The 15,489-nt window shown below is 71.9% G+C and carries 14 protein-coding genes; 5 read left to right on the top strand and 9 right to left on the bottom strand.

Going from position 1 to position 15,489, the window contains the following annotated elements:
* Positions 1–89: 89 nt before the first annotated feature.
* The 3 genes from FDO69_RS06890 to FDO69_RS06880 form a co-directional block, all read right to left on the bottom strand.
* On the bottom strand, positions 90–893 hold the full coding sequence (locus FDO69_RS06890; RefSeq protein WP_104778839.1) for a polyprenol monophosphomannose synthase: 804 nt from the start codon (positions 891–893) through the stop codon (positions 90–92).
* A gap of 534 nt (positions 894–1,427) precedes the next feature.
* A complete protein-coding gene (locus tag FDO69_RS06885) occupies positions 1,428–3,029 on the bottom strand; it encodes an amidohydrolase (protein WP_104778838.1) in 1,602 nt (533 codons plus the stop codon).
* A 96-nt stretch (positions 3,030–3,125) separates the two neighbouring features.
* Positions 3,126–3,566, bottom strand: coding sequence for an Lrp/AsnC family transcriptional regulator (locus tag FDO69_RS06880; protein WP_006136660.1), 441 nt, complete (start codon positions 3,564–3,566; stop codon positions 3,126–3,128).
* A 269-nt stretch (positions 3,567–3,835) separates the two neighbouring features.
* On the opposite strand from FDO69_RS06880, the gene FDO69_RS06875 reads away from it, so the two are divergent.
* Positions 3,836–4,264, top strand: coding sequence for a hypothetical protein (locus FDO69_RS06875; RefSeq protein WP_104778837.1), 429 nt, complete (start codon positions 3,836–3,838; stop codon positions 4,262–4,264).
* 208 nt (positions 4,265–4,472) lie between these two features.
* Positions 4,473–4,721 carry a hypothetical protein gene (locus FDO69_RS42990; protein ID WP_078615159.1) on the top strand — a complete coding sequence of 83 codons (249 nt, stop codon included), beginning with the start codon at positions 4,473–4,475 and terminating at the stop codon, positions 4,719–4,721.
* On the opposite strand, the gene FDO69_RS06865 is transcribed toward FDO69_RS42990, so the two are convergent.
* Entirely contained in the window at positions 4,684–5,856 is a 1,173-nt protein-coding gene (locus FDO69_RS06865; RefSeq protein WP_104778836.1) for an acyl-CoA dehydrogenase family protein, read from the bottom strand. The genes FDO69_RS42990 and FDO69_RS06865 overlap by 38 nt on opposite strands.
* Positions 5,857–6,187: 331 nt before the next feature.
* Here FDO69_RS06865 and FDO69_RS06860 point away from each other — a divergent pair, with 331 nt between their 5' ends.
* Positions 6,188–7,450 (top strand): glycoside hydrolase family 18 protein, encoded by a 1,263-nt coding sequence (locus FDO69_RS06860; protein WP_104778835.1) that lies wholly within the window; start codon positions 6,188–6,190, stop codon positions 7,448–7,450.
* Between the two features lie 48 nt (positions 7,451–7,498).
* Here FDO69_RS06860 and FDO69_RS06855 read toward each other — a convergent pair whose 3' ends face one another.
* The 3 genes from FDO69_RS06855 to FDO69_RS06845 form a co-directional block, all read right to left on the bottom strand.
* The gene (locus tag FDO69_RS06855) at positions 7,499–8,155 is read right to left on the bottom strand and encodes a TetR/AcrR family transcriptional regulator (protein ID WP_104778834.1); all 657 of its coding nucleotides are present in this window, start codon (positions 8,153–8,155) and stop codon (positions 7,499–7,501) included.
* Positions 8,156–8,230: 75 nt separating this feature from the next.
* A complete protein-coding gene (locus tag FDO69_RS06850; RefSeq protein WP_104778833.1) occupies positions 8,231–8,371 on the bottom strand; it encodes an SCO1431 family membrane protein in 141 nt (46 codons plus the stop codon).
* Positions 8,372–8,461: 90 nt separating this feature from the next.
* Positions 8,462–9,841 carry a peptidase C39 family protein gene (locus FDO69_RS06845; protein ID WP_104778912.1) on the bottom strand — a complete coding sequence of 460 codons (1,380 nt, stop codon included), beginning with the start codon at positions 9,839–9,841 and terminating at the stop codon, positions 8,462–8,464.
* A gap of 222 nt (positions 9,842–10,063) precedes the next feature.
* Here FDO69_RS06845 and FDO69_RS06840 point away from each other — a divergent pair, with 222 nt between their 5' ends.
* Positions 10,064–10,720, top strand: coding sequence for a uridine kinase family protein (locus FDO69_RS06840; protein ID WP_104778832.1), 657 nt, complete (start codon positions 10,064–10,066; stop codon positions 10,718–10,720).
* A gap of 432 nt (positions 10,721–11,152) precedes the next feature.
* A complete protein-coding gene (locus tag FDO69_RS06835) occupies positions 11,153–13,012 on the top strand; it encodes an AAA family ATPase (RefSeq protein ID WP_104778831.1) in 1,860 nt (619 codons plus the stop codon).
* A 44-nt stretch (positions 13,013–13,056) separates the two neighbouring features.
* Here FDO69_RS06835 and FDO69_RS06830 read toward each other — a convergent pair whose 3' ends face one another.
* Together FDO69_RS06830 and FDO69_RS06825 are read right to left on the bottom strand one after the other, a co-directional pair.
* Entirely contained in the window at positions 13,057–14,133 is a 1,077-nt protein-coding gene (locus FDO69_RS06830) for a hemolysin family protein (RefSeq protein ID WP_104778830.1), read from the bottom strand.
* The gene (locus tag FDO69_RS06825; protein ID WP_104778829.1) at positions 14,130–15,464 is read right to left on the bottom strand and encodes a hemolysin family protein; all 1,335 of its coding nucleotides are present in this window, start codon (positions 15,462–15,464) and stop codon (positions 14,130–14,132) included. Before FDO69_RS06825 ends, FDO69_RS06830 begins: the two co-directional genes overlap by 4 nt.
* Positions 15,465–15,489: the final 25 nt, after the last annotated feature.

The following is a 15,489-nucleotide window of genomic DNA, read 5'->3' as shown; positions in this document are numbered from 1 at the left end:
GTGCCTGGCCCCGGCTCAGCACGGGATAAGGCCACCATCAGCTGTTCCTGTGAACGACCGCCCCCGAAGTGGTCTGCCGGGGGCTGCCGCTACGGCTTCGAGGGCTTGCCGCCGCGCCCCGTGACCTTGCCGACCCGCTCCCCCACGCCCCACGCCGTGACGCGCCACAGCGCCTCGACGAGGATGTCGCGGCTCATCTTGGAGTCGCCGAGTTCGCGCTCGACGAACGTGATGGGCACTTCGATCACGTGGTAGCCGGCCTTGACCGCGCGGCGGGCGAGGTCGACCTGGAAGCAGTACCCCTGGGAGGCGACCTCGTCGAGGCCGAGGCCCTCCAGGGTCTCGCGGCGGAAGGCACGGTAACCGCCGGTGATGTCGCGCAGCGGCAGGTCGAGCGCCAGCCGGGAGTAGAGGCTGCCGCCCCGGGAGATCACCTCGCGGGACTTCGGCCAGTTCACCACCCGGCCGCCCGGCACCCAGCGCGAGCCCAGCACCAGGTCGGCGCTCTTGAGGGCGGTGAGCAGACGGGGCAGTTCCTCGGGCTGGTGGGAGCCGTCGGCGTCCATCTCGATCAGCACGCCGTAGTCGCGCTCCAGGCCCCAGCGGAAGCCCGCGAGGTAGGCGGCGCCCAGGCCCTCCTTGCCCTTGCGGTGCAGCACGTGGACGTGGTCGTCCTCGACGGTCAGCTCGTCGGCCAGCTTGCCCGTGCCGTCCGGGCTGTTGTCGTCGGCCACGAGTACGTGCGCCTCGGGGACGGCCTCGCGTACCCGGCCGACGATGCTCTTGATGTTCTCCGCCTCGTTGTAGGTCGGGATGATCACCAAGGCCGTGCCGAGCGGGCCGAACTTCCTCACCCCGGCTTCTGCCGGGAGGGTTCCGTCGCCGTCGTTCACTGCTGCCCCTTCATGTTCATACGCAGAGGTCCACCATAGTGGGCCCGGCCTGCGATGACGTGACAGGACGTTCGAATCGTGGTGTCCAATCCGGAAGACGGGGGTAAGAGCGCGCCTCCGGGTGCGCGTGTGCGGCGGATGGGGGCCCGGCGCCCTTCGGGCCGACCTGGGATCCGCCGGCTGCGGATCGACCTGAAGCCGTTGTCTACTGAGCGCGCGGGCCCCACCCGGGTCACACCTCCCCGACCGGCCGGAACGTTCCCTCGGCGCTGCACCGGCCTGAGCCTGGCTCCCAGTGACGGTGCCCCGGTGCGGCACACCGTCCCTGACCCGGCGGCGCCGCGGCGAGTGCTCGGACGTTCCCCGGTCGGGCGTCCGGTGGTGGACTCGGCCGAACCTACCGGCCTCCTGCGGCCGCCTGTCAACAGCCGTTCGACCTGCGCATCTCGCGGCAAAGCCCTGGTCAGCGCCGAGGATACGCAGGTCGCGCGCCGGGGGCTCGGCACACGACTTCATGCGCGCCACCCCCGTAGATCACTCGCCCGGCCGTACGAAGACCGTGCGTCCGCCCACCACGGTGCGCAGACAGACGGGCAGGTCGCGGCCCGGAGTGAGATCGGGAAGACCCGGGGTGCCGGAGCGGGGGTCCGTCGACCAGCGGGCGACGCGGTCGTCCGGGGCCTGGACGACGAGTTCGCCGGTGCGCCAGACGGCGTAGTCGGCGGGGGCGCCGGGGACCAGAACGCCCGCGTCGTCCCGTCCCACGGCCCGCCAGCCGCCGCGCGTGTGGGCCGTGAACGCGGCGCGCACGGAGACGCGGTGCTCCGGCGTGCGGTGGAAGGCGGCGGCCCGGACCGTGCCCCACGGGTCGAGCGGCGTCACCGGGCTGTCGGAGCCGAAGGCCAGCGGGACACCCGCGCGCAGCAGGGCCGCGAAGGGGTTCAGGCCACGGGCCCGCTCCACGCCCAGGCGCTGCGCGTACATGCCCTCCTCGCCGCCCCACAGGGCGTCGAACGCGGGCTGCACGGATGCCGTGAGGCCGAGCTCGGCGAAGGCGGCGACACTCTCCGGAGTGAGCATCTCGGCGTGCTCGACGCGGTGCCGGGCGGCCCGGACCCGGCCGAGCCCGAGCTTCTCGGCGGCGGCGCGCACCCCTTCCACCACGGCGTCCACGGCCGAGTCGCCGATGGCGTGGAAACCGGCCTGCAGGCCCGCCTCGGTGCAGGCCACGACGTGCGCCGCGACGGCGTCGGCGTCCAGGTAGGCGATGCCGGTGTGCCCGGCGTCGGCGTACGGCTGGTGCAGACAGGCCGTGTGCGAGCCGAGGGCGCCGTCGACGAACAGGTCCCCCGCGGCGCCGGCCGCGCCCAGCTCCCGTGCCTTGGCGACGTCCTGCTCGGCCCAGTAGCCGACGACCCGCGGTCCGGGCTCCTCGCCCGCGATGCGCAGCAGGCCGGTGAAGTCGTCCTCGGAGGAGATCTCCGGCCCGGCGCACTCGTGGAGCGTGCCGATCCCGAGGGAGACGGCGTGCGCGAGCGCGGCGCGCTGGGCGTCGCCGCGCTGCTGCGGCGTGACGGCGGCGAACGCGGCGGCGCGCACGGCGTGATGGGCGTCGGCGGTGAGCGGTCCGTCCACCCGGGTGGCATCGGGGACCAGGTCGAGCAGGGCCGTGGTGACGACCGCCGAGTGGACGTCGATCCGGCTGAGGTAGAGGGGCCGGTGCCCGGTGGCCTCGTCGAGTTCGGCGCGCGTCGGGGGCCGGCCCCCGGGCCAGCGGGCGGCGTCCCACCCGTGCCCGAGCAGCACCCGGTCGTGCGGACGGGCGGCGGCGAAGTCCCGTACGAGAGCCAGGGCCGCCTCGAGGGAGGGGGCGCCGGACAGATCGAGCCCGGTGAGGGCGAGTCCCGTCGCGGTGGTGTGCACATGCGCATCGGTGAACGCGGGGGTGACCAGTGCCCCGTCGAGGTCGACCACCTCGTCGACCCCGTCGGCGAAGGCGTCGGCGGCCCCCTCGGACCCCACCCAGGCGACCTGCCCGCGCTCCACGACCATCGCGGTGGCGAAGGGGTCGGCAGGGCTGTGGACCTCACCGCGGCGTAGCAGGACGGTCTTCGGCGGCGCACTGGACTCACTCATGGAGCACAGTCTCACAGGCCGTACGTCACGCCCCCGCAAAGGGGCGCGCGGAACTGCGCGATCGAGCACACACGACGCGCAGCCGCGGACGTGCGGTCAGATCCTGGGCGGCCGCGCCTCGTACGGCGTGGACAACACGACAGTCGTCCGCGTCGACACCCCGGCCAGCGACCGCACCCGCGCCAGCAGCTCCTCCAGCTCGTGGGGCGTCGCCACCCGCACCTTCAGGATGTAGTTCTCGTCGCCGGCGACACTGTGGCAGGCCTCGATCTCGGGCACGCCGGCCAGCCGGTCCGCGATGTCGTCCGGAGCACTGGGATCGAACGGTTTCACCGAGATGAACGCCGTCATGGGCAGCCCGACGGCCTCCGGGTCGACGACCGCGGCATAGCCCCGGATGACGCCACGCTGCTCCAGCCGCCGCACCCGCTGGTGCACGGCCGACGTGGACAGCCCCGTCGCCTTGCCCAGGTCGGTGTAGCTCATCCGCCCGTCCTTGACGAGCAGCTGCACGATCTGTCGGTCCAGCTCCTCCATGGCGCAAGAACCTACAGGGCGGTTGATCTCCTCCGATACCTGAGCAGCCCAGGTCATGCCCGGTTCGTGATGTGTCCGGAAGCCGACGGTCAGCCGTCCGGGGGACAAACGCACCGCAGTGGACACCCGGGCGGGGTATGTGACGAACGCCACAGGGCTCGAACAGCCTCCGTGATGTTCTCGTGATTACCGCCCAGGGGGGACGGGAAGTGCTTGCTGTGGTCGAGGCCGCAGTGCCTGATACGGCCCAGCCCGAGGGGGAGAACCCAATGCAGAGTCTTAAGCGCCCTGGTCGCACCGCACCCAAGCGGCAGCTCGTCGTCGAGCCCGAGCCGGAGGGCGTCGAACGCGACGCCTACGACGACGAACTCGACGCCTACGACACGTTCGAGATGTTCCGGGTCGTCTGCCCGGACTGCGCGCAGCCCATCGCCCTGCTGGCGGACGAGGAGGTTCTGCCGGAGCACGCGCTGTGCGCCTCGCCGTGGAACCCCTTCGGTCTGACGGTCTGCGCCGGAACCGGCCGCAGGGCCGCGGACGCCCGCCCCGCGGACGAGTCCGTGGAACCACAGGAGCAGGACACCGCCCTGCTGTTGACGCTCCCTCAGGGCCTCGACTGGCGGACCCAGCCCTTCTCGCATGTCGGCGGCCCGGGCTCGCGCCCGATCAGGGTCCCGGTCATGCGACGCGCGGCCTGAGCGCGGGCGTTTCCGCCCGCCGCTTCCGTTACGCACCGAACCCGCACCACGGCTCCGGCGAAGCGCCGTGGTGCGGGTTCGGTGCGTCCCGGCGCGCGGCGCCGGCCGATGCGGCCTGACCGGTGCGCCCGGGGACCCGGACGCCTCTGAACGCACGCCCGATTCCCCACACCGGTGACCTGTCCTGGCTTCGCCGCGTTGCCCTGGTATGACCCCCATCTCCTCAGCGACCGGGCGTCAGCGCCTCCTGTACGTCCCGCCGCCCGCAGAATCGGTTCGGCCGGCTCCGCCCCGCTATCAGGACCCGCCGATCTACCGCGACCTGATGCGGACCTGGGCCGAGGGCGGCCGCACCCTGCCGGGTCGGCACGACCCGGAGTGGATGCGGCTCGCGGCCCCCTGGCGGGGCCTCGACCAGTTCAGCGTCCCTCTGGACCCACGAGATGGCGGGCGATGACCATCCGCTGGATCTGGTTGGTGCCCTCCACGATCTGCAGCACCTTGGCCTCGCGCATGTAGCGCTCGGCCGGGAAGTCGGCGGTGTAGCCGTAGCCGCCGAGGACCTGCACGGCGTCGGTGGTGACCCGCATCGCCGTGTCGGTGCAGTGCAGCTTGGCCATCGCGGCCTGCCTGGCGAACGGCCGACCGGCGTCTTTCAGCCGTGCCGCCGCGAGGTAGAGCGCACGGCCCGCCTCGATCTGGGTGGCCATGTCGGCGAGCATGAAGCGTAGCCCCTGGAAGTCGGCGATCGGCTTGCCGAACTGTCGCCTCTCGGCCGCGTAGGCCACCGCCTCGTCCAGCGCGGCCTGCGCCACGCCGATCGCGCACGCCGAGATGCCGAGCCGCCCCGAGTCGAGCGAGGACAGGGCGATCGCGAAGCCCTGCCCCTCCTCGCCGATGCGCCGGTCGTCGGACACCCGGACGCCGTCGAAGTGCACCTGCGCGGTGGGCGAGCCCTTCATGCCCATCTTCTTCTCGGGCACGGCGGCACTCAGGCCCTCCGCGTCGCCCGGCACCAGGAAGGCCGTGATCCCGCGCGGGCCCTCCTCGCCGGTGCGGGCCATGACGGTGTAGAAGTCGGCGATCCCGCCGTGGGTGATCCAGGCCTTGCTGCCGGTGATCACCCAGTCGTCACCGTCCCGCACGGCCTTGGTGCGCAGGGCGGCCGCGTCCGATCCGGAGTGCGGCTCGGAGAGGCAGTAGGCACCCAGCAGGCCGCCGCCGAGCATCGCCGGCAGGTGTTCGACCTGCTGCTCCTTGGTGCCGTAGGCGGCGAGGGCGTAGGAGGCCAGGGAGTGCACGCTGACGCCGAGACCGACGGTGAGGCGGGCGGCGGCCAGCTCCTCCAGGACCTGGAGGTACACCTCGTAGGGCTGGTCGCCACCGCCGTACTCGGAGTCGTAGGGCAGGCCGAGCAGTCCGGAGCGGGAGAGCAGCGTGAACAGCTCACGCGGGAAGCGGCCGGCGTCCTCCTCCTCGGCCGCCTTCGGGGTGATCTCCTGCTGCGCGATGTCGCGCACGAGCGAGATCAGGTCCCGGGCCTCCTCCGTGGGCAGTTGTCGGTCCACCGGCTGACGGGCGCGGTCGGGCATGGCGACGCTCTCCTCCCTGTCGGGCACTGGCGGACGGGCCCATGGGTGGGGGCGGCGCCGCCGGGTCGTTCTGGTGCCTTGCCGATGCTTGCAGTCCCGGGTCTCGGAAGCTGCTGACCAGCGGCTGTGCGCTGTGAGTATGCCCGATCGGAGGCATCGAGTCACCAGTTAACGACCGCTCACTTCAAGAAATGGCGGAGCCCGTCGGAGTCGGCGGAATTGGTCCGCACCATTGACCCAACTGGTCTAGTCCTCCTACTGTTTCGCTCCACCGATTCACCGCGTTCATGCCAATCGGCGCGCGTTCCCTCTCCCCACGAGGAGACACCGGATGCACACCCCCCACCGTTCCCGCTTCCGGGCCATCGTGTCCGCGGCCTGTTGCGCCGTCCTCGGCGCCGGTCTACTGGCCGCGGGCACCTCCGCCACCGCGGCGACCTCGGCTCAGGAGGCCGCCGCAGGTGCGAAGGCCGCTCCAGGCGCCAGGGCCGCCGGCTCCAAGGTCATCGGGTACTTCACCGAATGGGGCACCTACGACCGCAAGTACCACGTCAAGAACATCGAGACGTCCGGATCGGGCGGCAGGCTCACCCACATCAACTACGCCTTCGGCAACGTCACCGGCGGCAGGTGCGCCATGGGCGACGGCTACGCCGCCACCGACCGGGCCTACACGGCCGCCGAGTCCGTCGACGGCAAGGCCGACACCTGGGACCAGCCGCTGCGCGGCAACTTCAACCAGCTGCGCAAGCTGAAGCAGAAGCACCCGAACCTCAAGGTCCTGTGGTCCTTCGGCGGCTGGACCTGGTCGGGCGGCTTCGGCGAGGCGGCGAAGAACCCGGCCGCCTTCGCCCGGTCCTGCTACGACCTCGTCGAGAACTCCAAGTGGGCCGATGTCTTCGACGGCATCGACATCGACTGGGAGTACCCGAACACCTGCAGCGCCACCTGCGACACCAGCGGCAAGGCGGCCTTTCGCACCCTGATGCAGGCGCTGCGCGCCAAGTTCGGCTCCCGGAACCTGGTCACCGCGGCGATCACCGCCGACGCCACCCCGGGCGGCAAGATCGACGCGGCGGACTACGCGGGCGCCGCCCAGTACGTCGATTGGTACAACCCGATGACCTACGACTTCTTCGGCGCCTGGGACGCCGCCGGCCCCACGGCCCCGCATTCGCCGCTGACCTCGTACTCCGGCATCCCGAAGGCCGGCTACCACTCCTCGGCGACCATCGCGAAGCTCAAGGGCCTCGGCATCCCCGCCTCCAAGCTGCTGCTGGGCATCGGCTTCTACGGCCGCGGCTGGACCGGCGTCACCCAGGCGGCCCCCGGCGGCACCGCGACCGGCCCGGCGGCCGGCACCTACGAGCAGGGCATCGAGGACTACAAGGTGCTCAAGACCACGTGCCCTGCGACGGGGACCGTGGCCGGCACGGCGTACGCCAAGTGCGGCAGCAACTGGTGGAGTTACGACTCCCCGGCGACCATCGGCACCAAGATGAACTACAAGGACCAGCAGGGCCTGGGCGGCACGTTCTTCTGGGAGCTGAGCGGCGACACGGCGAACGGGGAGCTGATCAAGGCCATCAGGTAGGGCACGGACCCAGGGGCGGGGGGTCCGCGGCGGCCCTCCGCCCCTCGTTCACAGGCCCCGGCGCGCGGGCTGCGGGGCCTGGTGGGCGGGGTCGAGTTCCTCGATCGCGCGCAGGGCACCGCCGAGGGTCTTCACGAGCAGCTCGCACATGGTGCCGCGGGGCAGTTCTGGACGGTCGATCCATTCGAGCGTGGCGCCCTCGACGCTGCACACCCAGGACAGCAGGCCCATGCGCGCCAGCGGGGTGATGTCGGCGCGGCCGTACGCACCCTCGGCGATGGTGGTCACGACGGCCTCGCGCACTCCGTCGCGGATGGCGTGCACCTCGGTGTCGAAGCCGACGCCGCCGCTCACGATCGTGCGGTACGCCGCCTGGTTGTGCTCGGCGTAGCGCAGATAGCTGTCGATGGTGCGCTGGACCCGGTCGACCGGGGGCAGTTCCGGGCCGCTCGCCGCGAGGGTCAGCAGTTCGGTGACCGAGTCCTGGACGATGGCCAGGTAGTAGCCGCGCTTGGACTGGAAGTAGTAGTAGATCAGCCCCTTGGCGACGTGCGCCTGCCGGGCGATGTCGTCCATCGACAGGGCGTCGTACGACGTGTCGGCGAACAACCTCCGCCCGATGGCGATGAGTTCGGCACGGCGCGCCATCGAGCGCTCGGTGCCGCGGGCCCTGGGGCGCGCGGCAGGCTGGGGGCTGATATTCACTTTCGACCCTGGTCTCAACGGGCGGGGTGGGACCTCCGCAGTATGGCAGGCCTCACCGCCGGGTCGTGGGTCAGGTCACAGCAGCCCGAGCCGGGTCACGAGCATCGCGACGACCACGACGAGGGCCCAGCCCATGAGGTGCTCGACGATCTTCGGTCCGTCGTCCCGGGGGCCGCCGGTGCGGGCGCGGTGGACGGTGGCTGACTGTGCGGTCATGGCTTCTCGCTGGGTCGGTATACGGACGGAATCCCCCCGCCGTTCCGTCCACCTTGCCACCTGAGGCGGCTTTTGCGGCCGTAAGCTCGGTCACACGCGCACGCCCACGGCCGCCAGTGCCATGCGCTGCGCCGCGTTCGGGCGGGCCGGGAAGTACAGATAGCAGACGCCGCCGGTGCCCGAGACGACCTTGCCCGAGGCGTTGTACCGCTTGGTACGAAGCCAGATGTTCTCCCACTCCCGCCGCCGGTAGACGCGCCGCACGGCCTCGTTGGTCGCCGAGAAGGGGTCGTTGGCGATCACGTCACCGTCGGCGGTGAAGCCGACGACGGTCATCAGGTGCCCCGCGGTGCCGTACCCGGCGCCGGTCAGCTCCTCCTTGAGGAACGACTGGGACGTTATGGCCGGGATGCCCGCGGCGATCAGCGTCTCCAGGTCGGCGAGCGAGCCGAGCCGGGTGACCACGCCCTGGAGGTCCTTGAACGTGGCCGCGTAGGCGGCGTTGAAGGGCCAGTTGCCGCAGCCGGCGTACTGGTAGTCGTAGGTGAAGCGGGCCGCGTGGCACACCTGCGGGTCGTCGTACGCGGGATCGACCCACTCCAGTTGCCCGGCGGTGAGCCGGCCGCCCCAGTACTCGATGATCATCTGGGAGGAGGTCGGGCTGCACCAGGCCTCGCCGCCGTTGTCGTACTCGGGGTACCGGCCCTTGTGGATCTCCTGTGAGTAGCGCGGGACGGCGAGTTCCTTCGCGAGTCCGGGCGCGGACGCCGGGACGGTGAAGCGGTCGGGCACGTCGGAGCCCATGGCGCCGAGCCGCCACACGGTCGGAGTGGCCTTGGTGCCGGGCTTGCGGTGGAGGGTCAGGCGCAGCCGGTAGGAGGCCAGGCGCAGACCGGTCGACGGGTCGTCGATCGCCAGTGTGTCGGTCCAGACCGTGCTCTTGGTGTCCTTCTGGTCGTCGACCGAGGTGCGGCGGATGTCCCGGTCGCCGGCGGCCCAGCGGCCCATCACGTACCAGGGCGTGCTGGAGCCGTCGGTGTAGGTGGCCTTGATCTCGGCCTGGATCCAGGTGCCGGCCGGGGTGTGCGCGTTCCAGGAGACGATCGCCTCGGTCGCGGGGACGGCGAGCCGGTGGACGGGGGACGTCCAGGTGGCGTACTCCCAGGCGGCGGTGGTGCCGGTGTGCGGGTCCGTGTAGTCGACCGTCCCGGCCGGCTTCGCGATGACCACGCCCGCGCGGGCGCCCGCCACGGCCCGGGTGCCCTTCGCGGTGCCGCCGGACCAGTCGCCGAACGAGACCCAGAACCTGTTGTCGACGGTACGGGCCGGGACCGCCCGGGCGGGGTCTGCGGTGTCGGTCGTCATGAGGGCCTCGGGGTCGGCGGCCGCCGGGCCCGCGCTCGCGGTGACGGCGGCGGCGACCGCGGCGGCCAGGACGGTACGGCGGGACGGCTGTTCGGCTCTGCGCATGGCGGGGCCCCCGGATGTCGGAGTCGGGCAGGTGCGGAGCAGGTCCGTGCACGGCGGTTCACCTCCGTGCGTGCGCCACATATGAGCACAGGCGGCCGTGTCCTGCCAGCACTTCGACGCGCGCCGCGCCCACCAATATTGGCGTCGACCAGTGGCGTACACGGCAGACGCCGTCGACCAGTGGCGTTCGCGGCTGACACCGTCGTTAGAGTGCTGAGCGAGATGAATCCGTCCTTCCGCCCTGCCCCGGGCTCCGCCGTCCGTGATCTGGCCGCCCGGATCCGCAGCCTCCCCCCTGCCTGCGGCCCGGTCCGGCTCGTGGGGGTCGACGGGCACGCCGGGTCCGGAAAGAGCACGTTCGCCGAGCAGTTGGCCGCCGCGCTGGACGGTGCGCCGGTGCTGCGCCTCGACGACGTCGCCAGCCACGACGCGCTGTTCGACTGGACCGGCCGCCTGCTGGACCAGGTGATCGAACCGCTCACCCAGGGCAGGACCGCGCACTACGCCCCCTACGACTGGCGAGCCCGCCGCTTCGGCTCCCCGCGCGCACTGCCGCTCGCGCCGGTGATCCTCGTCGAAGGTGTCGGCGCGGGGCGCCGTGCGCTGCGCCCGCACCTGACCCTGCTGCTGTGGATGGAGCTGCCGCGCGAGGAGGCCTGGGCGCGCGGGCGGTCCCGGGACGGGGAGGAGCAGCGGGAGTTCTGGGACGGCTGGGTCCCCGCCGAGCGCCGGCATTTCGCCGCCGACCCGTCGCGGCCGTACGCCGACCTTCTTGTACGGCAGCGGGAGAAGGGATACGAGGTGCTCGAGGGACCTGCCGGGACCGTTGGACCGGACCAGCCCCTCACGCACGGTGACGGACCGCCCGCAGTGTGCTGAACTTGTGAAAGCCCTTGCGGGACAACTTGCCGGACTGCTTCAACTCGGCTTGACCGCTGGGCCGTACAGGTCTTACGTTCTCAATGAGCGGCATCGGAGCCGCCCACAGACGCGAAGCCCCCGGTTGTTCCCCCGTGATCGGGGGCTTCGTTCTGTCTTCTTCCGGATTTCCGCCCGCCGCGTGACGCCGAGCGCTCACCCTGGGTCACCGCGCACGCGTCCGCCGCATCCGCTCCCACCTCGCCGAACGGCCCGTGCGGCACCCTACGGGCGCGCCGCCCCCGCAGGTACGATGCCCTCGGCGCGACCCACGGACGGTTGCTTCGCGCACGGTGCAACTCCGGTCCGTGGCACAGCGGTTCGAGAGCAGGGCAGCCGGCTGGGGGACGGCTCGTTGGCAAACCGACGGGGGCACGGTTCGTGGGGGACGTGATGGACTTCGGCACGCAGGGCCCACAGGCCCCGGCCGACCTCGCCTGGCTGCGAGGCGTGGACGCCTACACCATGGGCGCGTATCCGCAGGCGGAGGAGGAGTTCCGGGCCGCCGTGCGGATGGACTCCGGGATGGCCGATGCCTGGCTCGGGCTGCACGCGCTGCGGGTCGACACGACGACCGCGCTGCTGCGGATGTTCCGGCACCGGGACCGTTTCGGCGAGCAGCGCTCCCGCTACCAGCGCACGCTCAACTCCTGGTACTGGCTGGGCTGGTGGGTGCAGCCCGTACTGGAGAGCCCCCGCGACCTGCTGCTCGCGCACGCCTCCCACTGGCTGGACGGCCGTCACGTCCCCGAGCTGGACCGGGCCCTCGCCGGGCTGCCGCCCGTGGACACCGACCACCAGGTCCGTTTCCTGCACTCCTGCCGCGCCTATCTGGTCAAGGACTGGGAGCAGCTGGTCCGTCACACCGATCCCCTGCTCGACGATGCGATGCTCGGCATCGAGGCGGGCCTGTTCGGCGGTATGGCCCGGGTGCGTCTGGAGATGTTCGGCCAGGCCGAACCCCTGCTCTCCGCCGCGCTGATGCGCTGCCGCAGCGAGCAGCCCCAGCGCAAGGAGCTGCGCTACTGGCTGGCCCGGGCACACGAGGGCACCGGCCGCAGTGCCGCGGCGCTCCCCCTGTACCGGGCCGTGCACCGCGTCGACCCGGCCTTCATGGACACCTCCGCCCGGCTCGCCGCCATCGCCGAGGGCGACGGGTACGACGAGGCCACGGACCTCGCGGCGATCACGCTCACCGGTGCGGGCCAGGACGCCGTGGACGGTCCGGACGGGTTCGATCCGCTCTTCGGCCTCGAGGGGCGCGATCTGCGACTGCCCGACCCCGAGCCGCCGATCGCCCCTCTGCCACCGGTGACCGGCCCGCCGGTCCGCGAACGGACGGGCCCCGCTCCCTCCCTGCCCGCCGGGCCCACCGACCCGGCGTTACTGGAGGAGGCTCTCGCCGAGCTCGAACGCATGGTGGGCCTGGAGCCGGTGAAACGCCAGGTCAAAGCGTTGTCGGCGCAGTTGAACATGGCCCGGCTGCGAGCCGGTCAGGGACTCCCGGTCCAGCCGCCGAAACGCCACTTCGTCTTCTCCGGCCCCTCCGGCACCGGCAAGACCACCGTCGCCCGCATCCTCGGCCGCGTCTTCTACGCCCTCGGGCTGCTCGGCGGCGACCATCTCGTGGAGGCCCAACGGGCCGACCTGGTCGGCGAGTACCTCGGGCAGACGGCCGTGAAGGCGAACGAACTGATCGACTCGGCCCTCGGGGGCGTCCTCTTCGTCGACGAGGCCTACGCGCTGTCCAACTCGGGCTACGGCAAGGGAGACGCGTACGGCGACGAGGCCCTGCAGGTACTGCTGAAGCGCGCGGAGGACAACCGGGACCACCTGGTGGTGATCCTGGCCGGCTACCCGGAGGGCATGGACCGCCTGCTCACCGCGAACCCCGGGCTGTCGTCCCGTTTCACCACCCGCGTCGACTTCCCCTCCTACCGGCCGCTCGAACTCACCGAGATCGGCAAGGTGCTCGCGGCCGAGAACGGCGACCTGTGGGACGAGGAGGCCCTGGACGAGCTGCGGTCCATCGCCGGGCACGTGGTGGACCAGGGGTGGATCGACGAACTGGGCAACGGGCGGTTCCTGCGGACGTTGTACGAGAAGAGCTGCGCGTACCGGGATCTGCGGTTGTCGGTGTACCCCGGGGTGCTGGGCCGGGAGGATCTGGCGACGCTGCGGCTGCCGGATCTGATGCAGGCGTACGGGGAGGTCCTGTCGGGGCGGGGGCCGCAGGATCCGTCGGCGATGTGAGGTCGTCGGCCGCGGGCCGCCCCCACCCGCCCGCGGCCGAACACCTACGAAGCCAACGCCTCCTCGCTGCTGCGCGGCTCGGTGACCCGAACCTCCGGCACCTCCCGGTGCGCGGGATCCCGTACCTCCCCCACCAGCAGCTCCAGCACGTCCTCCAGCGCGACCAGCCCGAGCACCTTGCCGGACGCGTCGGCGACCTGGGCCAGGTGCGTCGCCGCCCGCCGCATCACCGTGAGGGCGTCGTCGAGGGGCAGCTCGGGCCGCAGGGTCGTCATGTGGCGCCACAGGTGCTGCGGAACGGCCCGGTCCGAGTCCTCCACGTCGAGGACGTCCTTGACGTGCAGATACCCCATGAACGCGCCGTTGTCCGCGGCGACCGGGAACCGGGAGTAGCCGGTGCGGGCCGTGAGCTCGACGATGCGCCCGGGGGTGACCGACGGGCTGACCGTCACCAGCGACTCCCGCTTGAGCAGGACGTCCGTCACCGGGCGGGAGCCCAGCTCCAGGGCGTCCTCCAGGCTCTCGGCCTCCTCGGGGTCGAGCAGGCCCGCCTGGCCGGCGTCCTCCACCAGCCGGTTGAGCTGCTCACTGGTGAAGACGGCCTCCACCTCGTCCTTGGGCTCGACGTGGAAGAGCCGCAGGATGCCCTGCGAGACCGCGCCGAGGGCGGCGGTTATGGGCTTGCAGAAGCGCGCGAACCAGACCAGGCCGGGGCTGAGCCACAGCGCGACCTTCTCGGGGGCCGCCATCGCCAGGTTCTTCGGGACCATCTCGCCGATGACGAGGTGGAAGAAGACCACGGCGGCGAGGGCGATGACGTAGGTCAGCGGATGGATCATGCCGTGCGGCAGGTGGATCCACTCGAAGACCGGCTCCAGCAGGTGCGCGACCGTCGGTTCGGCGACCGCGCCCAGGGTCAGCGAGCAGATCGTGATGCCGAACTGGGCCGCCGCCATCATCTGCGGCAGTCGCTCCAGCCCGTAGAGGACCTGCCGGGAGCGGGCGGTGCCGAGCGGTTCGATCTGGCTGCGGCGTACGGAGACCAGCGCGAACTCGGCGCCGACGAAGAAGCCGTTGGCGAGCACGAGCAGCGCGGCGAACAGAAGCTGGAGCACGCTCATCGGACGGCCTCCGCCATGGAGACCACCGGGGCGGTCCGCACGAGCCGTACCCGCTCCGCGCGGTAGTGACCGACCTGGCGCACCGACAGGCGCCAGCCGGGCAGTTCCGCCTTGTCGCCGACGGCCGGGATACGGCCCAGCAGGTCGGCGATCAAGCCCGCGACGGTCTCGTACGGGCCCTCGGGCACGTCGAGGCCTATGCGCTGCAGGATGTCGACCCGGCAGCTGCCGTCGACATCCCAGGCGGGCCTGCCGTCCTCCGGCGGCACGGCGGCCAGCTCGGGCAGGTCGTGGCCGTCGTGCTCGTCGCGGACCTCGCCGACGATCTCCTCGACGATGTCCTCCAGCGTGACGACACCGGCGGTGCCGCCGTACTCGTCGACGACGACCGCGATGGGCTGCTCACTGCGCAGACGCGTGAGGAGCGGCCGCACGGGCAGCGTCTCGGGGACGAGCAGCGCCGGACGGGCGATATGGCCGACGGGGGTGCGCAGCCGGTCCTGGACGGGCACGGCCAGGGCGTCCTTGAGGTGGGCCATGCCGACGACCTCGTCGATCTTCTCCCGGTAGACCGGGAAGCGGGACAGGCCCGTGGCCCGGGTCAGGTTGACGACGTCCTCGGCGGTGGCCGAGGACTGCAGGGCGCTGACCTTCACGCGCGGCGTCATCACGTGCTGCGCGGTCAGCTCGCCCAGCGACAGGGTCCGGACGAACAGGTCGGCCGTGTCCTGCTCCAGGGCGCCGGCCAGGGCCGAGTGGCGGGCCAGGGAGACGAGCTCGCCGGGGGTGCGGGCGGAGGCCAGCTCCGCGGTGGGTTCGATGCCCAGGGCGCGCACGAGCCGGTTCGCCACGGCGTTGAGGCCGGCGATGACCGGGCGGAACAGCCGGGCGAAGACATGCTGCGGGCCCGCGACGAAACGCGCGACCTGCAGCGGCCGGGACACCGCCCAGTTCTTGGGCAGGAGTTCGCCGATCACCATCTGCACGGCGGAGGCCAGCAGCATGCCGACCACGACCGTGACACCGGAGACGGCTCCCTCGGGGATGCCGATCGCGGTGAACGGGCCGTGCAGCAGCTCGGCGAGCGCCGGTTCGGCGAGCATGCCGACGACGAGGGAGGTGATGGTGATGCCGAGCTGGGTGCCGGAGAGCTGGAAGGACAGTTCCCTGAGCGATTCGACGACACGGTGGGCGCGCCGGTCGCCCTCGGCGGCGGCCTTCTCGGCCTCGGGCCGCTCGACCGTCACGAGTCCGAATTCGGCCGCCACGAAGAATCCGTTGGCGAGAATCAGCAGGAACGCGGCTGCCAGGAGCAGCAGGGGGGTGGTCATGATGCCGCCGCCTCCACACGGTCAC

It is taken from the genome of Streptomyces tibetensis (assembly GCF_007655005.1).
GTDB classification, from domain to species: Bacteria; Actinomycetota; Actinomycetes; order Streptomycetales; family Streptomycetaceae; genus Streptomyces; species Streptomyces tibetensis.
The sequence above is the reverse complement of the archived record's forward strand: the minus strand, read 5'-3'. Positions and strand labels throughout refer to the sequence as shown.

What these genes read in the sequence shown, in the direction of transcription:
- FDO69_RS06885 (WP_104778838.1), bottom strand. Translation starts at nt 3,029, where the DNA reads ATGAGTGAGTCCAGTGCGCCGCCGAAGACCGTCCTGCTACGCCGCGGT.
- FDO69_RS06880 (WP_006136660.1), bottom strand. Translation starts at nt 3,566, where the DNA reads ATGGAGGAGCTGGACCGACAGATCGTGCAGCTGCTCGTCAAGGACGGG.
- FDO69_RS06875 (WP_104778837.1), top strand. Translation starts at nt 3,836, where the DNA reads ATGCAGAGTCTTAAGCGCCCTGGTCGCACCGCACCCAAGCGGCAGCTC.
- FDO69_RS42990 (WP_078615159.1), top strand. Translation starts at nt 4,473, where the DNA reads ATGACCCCCATCTCCTCAGCGACCGGGCGTCAGCGCCTCCTGTACGTC.
- FDO69_RS06865 (WP_104778836.1), bottom strand. Translation starts at nt 5,856, where the DNA reads ATGCCCGACCGCGCCCGTCAGCCGGTGGACCGACAACTGCCCACGGAG.
- FDO69_RS06860 (WP_104778835.1), top strand. Translation starts at nt 6,188, where the DNA reads ATGCACACCCCCCACCGTTCCCGCTTCCGGGCCATCGTGTCCGCGGCC.
- FDO69_RS06850 (WP_104778833.1), bottom strand. Translation starts at nt 8,371, where the DNA reads ATGACCGCACAGTCAGCCACCGTCCACCGCGCCCGCACCGGCGGCCCC.
- FDO69_RS06845 (WP_104778912.1), bottom strand. Translation starts at nt 9,841, where the DNA reads ATGCGCAGAGCCGAACAGCCGTCCCGCCGTACCGTCCTGGCCGCCGCG.
- FDO69_RS06840 (WP_104778832.1), top strand. Translation starts at nt 10,064, where the DNA reads ATGAATCCGTCCTTCCGCCCTGCCCCGGGCTCCGCCGTCCGTGATCTG.
- FDO69_RS06835 (WP_104778831.1), top strand. Translation starts at nt 11,153, where the DNA reads ATGGACTTCGGCACGCAGGGCCCACAGGCCCCGGCCGACCTCGCCTGG.
- FDO69_RS06830 (WP_104778830.1), bottom strand. Translation starts at nt 14,133, where the DNA reads ATGAGCGTGCTCCAGCTTCTGTTCGCCGCGCTGCTCGTGCTCGCCAAC.
- FDO69_RS06825 (WP_104778829.1), bottom strand. Translation starts at nt 15,464, where the DNA reads ATGACCACCCCCCTGCTGCTCCTGGCAGCCGCGTTCCTGCTGATTCTC.